The organism is Methylobacterium sp. FW306-05-D (assembly GCF_058782155.1).
This window is the reverse complement of the sequence record NZ_JBYSXL010000029.1, coordinates 46,106-53,582: the sequence shown is the minus strand read 5'-3', so window position 1 is coordinate 53,582 and position 7,477 is coordinate 46,106. Positions and strand designations below refer to the sequence as shown.

Here is a 7,477-nt window from a genome sequence, read left to right as displayed (position 1 = left end):
CCATTGCCGCCGCCGCCTCGGCCCCAGGGCCCTCCCCCGTTGCCGCTACCGCCGCCGCTCTGATTGCTCCAAGGCATGCTCGCCGATCTCTCCTGTTCCAGCAGCGTCTGCGCCGCGCACGAAGCCCACCCGCGCTCTCCGACCCGGCCTCCTCAGGAGGCGGGCCGGATCTCCCCCGCGTGGACAAGAGTGTTGATCTCGTCGTGACCCGACCCTGGCACCTGCGTGGGCGCGCGTGATCCTGTCAAGATTGCCACTTGGGCATCGGGCGCGGGAAAGACAACCGCACCGGTCGCCATTGCGCAATGGGTCGCGGTGCCATGGTTTACGCCGCGGTCACGCCGTGCGCTCCAGATCGACGAAGCTGAAGGCGCAGGCGTCGTGCTCGCCGGGCGGATGCGCCTCGCGGTGCGTCTCGTGGAAGCGGCCCCGGTCGAAGGGCGGGAAGGCCGTATCGCCCTCGGGCGCGAGATCGACCTCGGTGAGGTGGATGCGCGCCGCGTGGGGCAGCGCCAGGGCGTAGATCTCGCCGCCGCCCGCCACCATCAGCTCCTCGGCCCCCTCGGCCGCCGCCAGGGCGCCCGCCCAGTCATGCGCCACCGCCACCTCCGGCACCGCGAAGCCGGGGTCGCGGGTGAGCACGATGGTGCGCCGGCCGGGCAGCGGCCGGCCGATCGACGCGAAGGTCTTGCGCCCCATCAGCAGAGGCTTGCCCAGGGTGAGGGCCTTGAACCGGCGCAGGTCGCTGCGCAGGCGCCAGATCAGGTCGTTGTCGCGCCCGATGACGCCGTTGCGGGCGACCGCCGCGATGATCGTGATGCGGGGAACCAAAATTCTCTTCGATCTGACTCAAACCGCGACGGGCGCGCGGATGGCTGGGTGCGCCTCGTATCCCTCGATAGTTATGTCTTCAAACCTGAACCCGTCAATCGAACGAACCGCCGGGTTCAGCCTTAACCTGGGAAGCGATTTTGGCTCTCGAGATAGCTGCAAGTGCGCCTGATCGAGATGGTTTAGGTAAAGATGGGCATCACCCAATGAATGGACGAAATCGCCAGGCTGAAGGCCACATACTTGAGCAATCATAGAAGTTAGCAAGGCATAACTTGCTATATTAAAAGGTATACCAAGAAATACATCCGCGGAACGCTGATAAAGCTGGCACGACAGGCGTCCATTTAAAACGTAGAATTGAAACAAACAATGGCACGGAGCCAAGGCCATTTTGTCTAATTCTGCTGGATTCCATGCAGTTACGATTAATCGACGAGAATCGGGGTTACGCTTTATCTCTTCGACGACCCAGGCAATCTGATCTATTGTCTCGTCGGTTATTCCCGGTTTTTTCCAGGATCGCCACTGCTCTCCGTAGACCGGCCCCAAATCACCGCAAGGACTAGCCCATTCATCCCAGATTGTGACACCGTTCTGGTGAAGCTTTTCGATATTTGTACTTCCGGAAAGAAACCACAGAAGCTCGTGAATGATTGAGCGCAAGTGAAGCTTCTTCGTGGTAACCAATGGGAAACCTTCGCTCAAGTCGAAGCGCATTTGATGTCCAAAAATAGACAGAGTCCCGGTGCCGGTCCGGTCATCCTTACGGACACCTTGCTCAAGGATTTTTTTGAGCAGAGAGTGGTATTCATGCATAACAAGAGTCTCCACGGGCTATTAAACCGCCCGCGCTACGAACTTTCTCTTAAGCGGACTCAAGGGACGAACGTCTCAATCCGGGATACCGATTCTTAGACTCGACACGTTGATTTTAGGACTTTCGCCGCGAAGCAACAACAGCTCTTCATGGGCTGGATTCCGGCCGCGCTCAGTCCAGCGGGGGGGCGAGCACGTAGGCGATCATGGCGAGGTTGCTCCAGGCGTGGAGCACGATGCCCGGCCAGAGCCGGCCGCTGCGCCAGCGCACCCAGCCGAGGACCAGCGCCAGGGGGATCAGCGAGACGGGCCGGGCGAGGCCCGCGGGGGTGAGGTGGGCGCCGGCGAAGAGCAGCGCGGTCGCCAGGATCGCGCCGCGCGCCGCGAAGGCCTGCCGCGCCCGGGCGAACAGCGCGCCGCGCATCAGGAGCTCCTCCGCCAGCGGCGCCAGCACGAGCACGTAGGCGAACCACAGGGCCGCCGCCGCCGGGGTCAGGCCCGGCGAGAGGGCCGTGTGCCGTCCGATGGGCATCCGGAACAGCTCGGCGCTGCCGGTCACCCAGGTGATGTGGATCAGGGGCCAGACCAGCAGGAGCGCGGCGAAGCGGCGCGCCGACAGGCCCGGGGCGCCGGGCCCCCAGGGCGGCGGCACCGGCGCCGCCAGGGCCAAGGTCCGGCGCCAGGCCGCCCCGTCCCGCCAGCGCACCGCGCCCACGACGAGGAGGGCGAGGACGACCTGCCGGACCACGTCCACGGCGAGCTCCCGCAGGGCGAGCTGGCGCGGATGCAGCCGCGGTCGCTCCCCGCCGAGGAGGGCGACGCCGTCGATCCAGTCGCCGCCGACCCGGACGATCACCAGGGCGAGGAGGGTCGCGACCGCCAGCGCCAGGAAGGCCGCGAAGGCCAGCCCGGCGAGCGCCGTCACGGCCGCGAGGCCGGTCCGCACCCGCGACGCGCGGGGCTGCGGGCATGCGGGCCACGCCGCCTGCGACTCCGGCAGCGGCGCCCCATCATCGGGCTTCAAATGCGGCGGCACTCCCACTATGATCAAGGCGTTGGCCGAGGGGCTCGGCGAGGACGGGGACCCGGCTTGGCCGGAACGGGGTTCGCGGTCGGAACGGTAACCCGGCGGCGGCGCTCCGGACCACGGGCTTTTGGACGCAAGGCCCCCGTCCGCGAGGCCCCGAGGCTCGACAGGCTCCGGGTTTTGGCGGAAGCTCGGTCTTCGGCCAGCCGACGTCACGGCCGTTCAGGCAGGGTTCCGGGAGGGCCGTTCACCGGTGCTCCCATTCGATTTTTCATCCGACCCGGAGCGCCCTCGCGGCGTGAGACGGCGGGCAGTGACCGGGCATAAGCGACCGCAGATGGCAGACGACCTGATCCGCTACGATCTCCTGGTGCAGGACGCCCTGCGCGGCGTGGTGCGCAAGGTGCTGACCGACGCGGCCCGCGAGGGCCTCGCGGGCGAGCACCACTTCTACGTCTCGTTCCGCACCGAGGCGCCGGGCGTGCGCATGTCGCAGCGCCTGCGGGAGAAGTACCCGCAGGACATGACCATCGTGCTCCAGCACCAGTTCTGGGATCTCGGCGTCACCGAGCACACCTTCGAGGTCGGGCTGTCCTTCTCCGGCGTGCCCGAGCGCCTGCTCGTGCCCTTCGACGCCCTGACCGGATTCTTCGATCCCTCGGTGCAGTTCGGCCTCAAGTTCGACCTCAGCGAGGGCACGGAGGCGGTCGCCGCCGGGGAGGAGGCGGAGGAGGATGCGCCGGCCGCCGGCGGCAAGACCCCGCCGCGCGGCGCCGCCTCGGAGCCGACCGAGATCAAGCCGAAGGGCACCGGCCTCGCCACCATCGGCAGCGCGGTGCCGAAGATCGGCGCCGCGCCGGCGCCCGCCGCCCAGGCCGCGAAGGCCGAGGACGGCTCGGAGTCCAAGGCCCCGGCCAAGAAGGCCGAGGACGCCCCCGAGACCAGCGCCGAAGTCGTCAGCCTCGACGCCTTCCGCAAGAAGAGCTGAGCGAAGCGGCGCCGACGCGGACGCCCAACGAAAAAACCGCATCGTCATTCCGGGGCGCCGCAGGCGAGCCCGGAATCCAGAGCCGCCGACGGCGTCAATCCTGGCACCGCCTGTGCGTCTGGATCCCGGGCTCCGCTGCGCGGCCCCGGGATAACGCGGTGCTGCGCGCGGGTAAGTCCTCCGATCCCGGTTGAACGCAGACGACGGCCCTTCGGACAGCGAAGCGCGTCCCTCTCCCCCTCGCGGGGAGAGGTTAGGAGTGGGGGTGGTTGGGTGACCCTCACGGGTCGAGGCCAGCGGAGCCACCCCCATCTCTCCACAGGCTCCCGAGAGCCCCCCTCACCCCCGTGGGCGCACCGTCATGTGCAGCCCGTGCTCCGGCCGGAGCGTCACCCGGTGGAGCGGCGTCACCGGGGCGTGGTCGTCGGCGAGCGAGAAGCGGGCGGCGCGGGCGATGTGGGCCAGCACCACCACGGCCTCCTGCAGGGAGAAGCTCTGGCCGATGCAGACGCGCGGGCCGGCCCCGAAGGGCAGATAGGCGAAGCGCGGGATCGCGGCGCGGGCCTCGGGCAGGAAGCGCTCGGGCATGAAGGCCTCGGGCTCCTGCCACAGGGTCCTGTGGCGGTGGAGCACGTAGGGCGCCACCATCACCAGGGAGCCCTTGGGGATCTTGATGCGGCCGATCCGGTCCTCGGCGATGGCCTGCCGGCTCAGGAACGGCACCGGCGGGAAGAGCCGCATGGTCTCCTCCATCACCGCCTTCGTGTAGGGCAGCGCGTCGGCGTCGAAATCCTGGTCCGCCGGCACGGCGTCGACCTCGGCCTCGATCCGGGCCCGGGCGGCCGGGTCCTGCGACAGGCAGTAGAGCGCCCAGGTCAGGGCGTTGGCGGTGGTCTCGTGGCCGGCCGCGATGAAGGTGACGATGTTGGCCTTCACCTCGAGGTCGGTGAGCCCCTTGCCCGTCTCCGGGTCCTGCGCCTTCAGGAGGAGCGTCAGCAGGTCGGCCGGCGCGGTGCCCTGGGCGATCAGGGCGCGGCGGCGCTCGATCAGTTCGTCCACCACCTCGGCGAAGAAGCGGATGGCGGGGCGGGCCCGCAGGCGGCCGATGCGGGGCACGAAGCCCGGCACCCCGAACACGTCGAGGGGATCGATCGGCCCGACCGATTCGAGGAAGCGGGTGATCGCCCGGCCCAGGGCGTCGGGATCGCTGGCGAGGCCGTGGGTGAAGATCGTCCGCTCCAGCACGTCGAGGGTGACGCGGGTCATCTCCAGGGCGACGTCGATGCGGGTGCCGTCGCGGCGCGCCAGCCGGCGGGCGATGCGGGCGCCGGCGGCGTTCATCGGCGCATTGAAGCCGAGCACGTGCCGGGCCGAGAAGATCGGCGCCAGGGTCCGGCGCTGCAGCTTCCACTCGTCGCCCTCGGCGGTGAGCAGCCCGTTGCCGAGGCCGGGGGCGAGGACGCGCCGCTGCAGGTCGTCCTTGCGGTAGTTGGCGGCGTTCTCGACGTAGAGGTAGCGGATCAGGGCCGGGTCGCTCACCACGGTGACGCGCCCGAGGGCGCCGTCGGCGGCCACCACCGGCTTCTCGAAATGCACGTCGAGCCAGGTCGTCAGCGGATTGGCCCGGGCCGCCTTGAGGAAGCCGAACAGGCCCGGCTGCTCGCGCAGGGGCTTGGGGACCGCCGGGCGGAAGCGGAGCGGCGGCACCGGTTCGACGCGGGCTTCTACGAGGGCGGCGGCACGCGGCATGTAGGACAACTCCGGGTCCCCGAGGGACTGGCACGGGGGGCTGTGAAGCCATGACAATTCGGCGCCGGGCACACGGCCCGTTCACGATGCGCCATCGCGGTTTGGGTGCGTGCGGTTTAAGTAGGGTCCGTTCTAGCCAGACGAAGAGGCCACGATGTCGCCCACCGAGACGCCCGCCACCCGCACCGAGTCCGACACCTTCGGCCCGATCGAGGTCCCGGCGCATCGTTACTGGGGCGCGCAGACGCAGCGCTCGATCCAGAACTTCAAGATCGGCACCGAACGGATGCCGGCGCCCCTCGTCCACGCCCTCGGCATGGTCAAGCAGGCCGCCGCCCTGGTGAACCAGGACCTCGGCGCCCTCGACCCGAAGGTGGCCCAGGCCGTCGCGGCCTCCGCCGCCGAAGTGGTCTCCGGCGAGCACGACCAGGAATTTCCCCTGGTGGTCTGGCAGACCGGCTCGGGCACCCAGTCGAACATGAACGCCAACGAGGTGATCGCGAGTCTGGCCAACGAACTGCTGGGCGGCAAGCGCGGCGGCAAGTCGCCGGTCCACCCCAACGACCACGTCAATCGCGGCCAGTCCTCCAACGACGTGTTCCCCACCGCGATGCACATCGCGGTCTCGCGCGAGATCAACGACCGCCTGCTGCCGGCCCTGAAGCACCTGCACGACGCGCTCCAGGCGAAATCCGAGTCCTTCGCCTCCATCGTGAAGATCGGCCGCACCCACCTGCAGGACGCGACCCCGGTCTCCCTCGGCCAGGAATTCTCCGGCTACGTCGCCCAGGTGGCGCTCGGCACCGAGCGCGTGAAGGCGACGCTGCCGGGCGTGCTGGCGCTCGCCCAGGGCGGCACGGCGGTGGGCACCGGCCTCAACGCGCATCCCGAGTTCGCGGACAAATTCGCCGCCAAGGTGGCGGAGCTGACCGGCCTGCCTTTCACCTCCGCCGCCAACAAGTTCGAGGCCCTGGCGACCCACGACGCCCTGGTCTTCACGCAGGGCGCGCTGACCGCCCTGGCCTCGGGCCTGTTCAAGATCGCCCAGGACATCCGCTTCCTCGGCTCGGGCCCGCGCTCGGGCCTCGGCGAGCTCTCGCTGCCCGAGAACGAGCCCGGCTCGTCGATCATGCCCGGCAAGGTCAACCCGACCCAGTGCGAGGCCCTGACGATGGTCTGCGCCCAGGTGATCGGCAACGGGACCACCGTGAGTCTGGCCGGCAGCCAGGGCAATTTCGAGCTGAACGTGTTCAAGCCCGTCATCGCCAACGCGGTGCTGCAGTCGATCCGCCTGATCGCGGACGCGGCGGTGAGCTTCACCGACAATTGCGTCGTCGGCATCAAGGCCAACGAGGACAAGATCGCCGACCTGATGAGCCGCTCGCTGATGCTGGTGACCGCGCTCGCCCCCTCGATCGGCTACGACAAGGCCGCCGAGATCGCCAAGACCGCGCACAAGAACGGCACCACCCTCAAGGAAGAGGCCCTGCGGCTGGGCTACGTCACGGCCGAGGAGTTCGAGCGCGTGGTGCGCCCCGAGACGATGCTGGCGCCCAGCGCCGAGTGAGGGAGCCGACCGGCATGGCGGAGATCATCAACCTGCGCCAGGCCCGCAAGGACCGGGCGCGGGTGGAGAAGGAGGCGAAGGCCGCGGACAACCGCATCGCCTTCGGCCGCCCGAAGAAGGCCCGGACCCTGGCCGAGGCCAAGAAGGCCATCGAGGTCTCGCGCCACGAGGGCCACAAGCTGGTGGGACCGGATTCGGAGGGGTGATGGGGGACGGCGCTTCGCGCGCGGCCCATTGGCCCGATGCCGTTTCGAGACCAGGCTGGCCCGCTCCCTGAAGGGATGACCCAAGCGTGGCGTCGACGGGAAGCCCGCGCGCAGCACCCCGTCATCCCGGGGCCGCGCAGCGGAGTCCGGGACCCAGAAACGCCGGTGGTGCGAGGACTTGCACCGTCGGCGGCTCCGGATTGCACGCCTCCGGCGCGCCCCTGCGGCGCCCCGGAATGACGGTGTGGTATTGGCTGCGATCAGACCGGAAGCCCCTCACGCAGCACCGA

The 7,477-nt window shown here is 69.1% G+C and carries 7 protein-coding genes; 3 read left to right on the top strand and 4 right to left on the bottom strand.

Annotated elements, in window-relative coordinates; translation table 11 throughout:
• Window positions 1-336: 336 nt before the first annotated feature.
• The 3 genes from AC3WLN_RS12280 to AC3WLN_RS12270 all read right to left on the bottom strand — a co-directional run bounded on the left by AC3WLN_RS12280 (window position 337) and on the right by AC3WLN_RS12270 (window position 2,575).
• Entirely contained in the window at window positions 337-834 is a 498-nt protein-coding gene (locus AC3WLN_RS12280; RefSeq protein ID WP_492481532.1) for a dihydrofolate reductase, read from the bottom strand.
• A 15-nt stretch (window positions 835-849) separates the two neighbouring features.
• Window positions 850-1,650 (bottom strand): thymidylate synthase, encoded by an 801-nt coding sequence (locus AC3WLN_RS12275; RefSeq protein ID WP_492481528.1) that lies wholly within the window; start codon window positions 1,648-1,650, stop codon window positions 850-852.
• Window positions 1,651-1,822: 172 nt separating this feature from the next.
• Window positions 1,823-2,575, bottom strand: a complete 753-nt coding sequence (locus AC3WLN_RS12270) for a CPBP family intramembrane glutamic endopeptidase (RefSeq protein ID WP_492481526.1) — start codon at window positions 2,573-2,575, stop codon at window positions 1,823-1,825.
• A gap of 439 nt (window positions 2,576-3,014) precedes the next feature.
• Between AC3WLN_RS12270 and AC3WLN_RS12265 the strand changes: the two genes are divergently transcribed.
• A complete protein-coding gene (locus tag AC3WLN_RS12265) occupies window positions 3,015-3,665 on the top strand; it encodes an SspB family protein (RefSeq protein WP_492481524.1) in 651 nt (216 codons plus the stop codon).
• A 339-nt stretch (window positions 3,666-4,004) separates the two neighbouring features.
• On the opposite strand, the gene AC3WLN_RS12260 is transcribed toward AC3WLN_RS12265, so the two are convergent.
• Window positions 4,005-5,414, bottom strand: a complete 1,410-nt coding sequence (locus AC3WLN_RS12260; protein ID WP_492481522.1) for a cytochrome P450 — start codon at window positions 5,412-5,414, stop codon at window positions 4,005-4,007.
• A gap of 154 nt (window positions 5,415-5,568) precedes the next feature.
• On the opposite strand from AC3WLN_RS12260, the gene fumC reads away from it, so the two are divergent.
• Together fumC and AC3WLN_RS12250 are read left to right on the top strand one after the other, a co-directional pair.
• Window positions 5,569-6,981, top strand: a complete 1,413-nt coding sequence (gene fumC, locus AC3WLN_RS12255) for a class II fumarate hydratase (protein ID WP_492481520.1) — start codon at window positions 5,569-5,571, stop codon at window positions 6,979-6,981.
• A 14-nt stretch (window positions 6,982-6,995) separates the two neighbouring features.
• Window positions 6,996-7,187, top strand: a complete 192-nt coding sequence (locus AC3WLN_RS12250; protein WP_492481518.1) for a DUF4169 family protein — start codon at window positions 6,996-6,998, stop codon at window positions 7,185-7,187.
• Window positions 7,188-7,477 lie beyond the last annotated feature (290 nt).

What these genes read in the sequence shown, in the direction of transcription:
- AC3WLN_RS12275 (WP_492481528.1), bottom strand. Translation starts at nt 1,650, where the DNA reads ATGCATGAATACCACTCTCTGCTCAAAAAAATCCTTGAGCAAGGTGTC.
- AC3WLN_RS12265 (WP_492481524.1), top strand. Translation starts at nt 3,015, where the DNA reads ATGGCAGACGACCTGATCCGCTACGATCTCCTGGTGCAGGACGCCCTG.
- AC3WLN_RS12260 (WP_492481522.1), bottom strand. Translation starts at nt 5,414, where the DNA reads ATGCCGCGTGCCGCCGCCCTCGTAGAAGCCCGCGTCGAACCGGTGCCG.
- fumC (WP_492481520.1), top strand. Translation starts at nt 5,569, where the DNA reads ATGTCGCCCACCGAGACGCCCGCCACCCGCACCGAGTCCGACACCTTC.
- AC3WLN_RS12250 (WP_492481518.1), top strand. Translation starts at nt 6,996, where the DNA reads ATGGCGGAGATCATCAACCTGCGCCAGGCCCGCAAGGACCGGGCGCGG.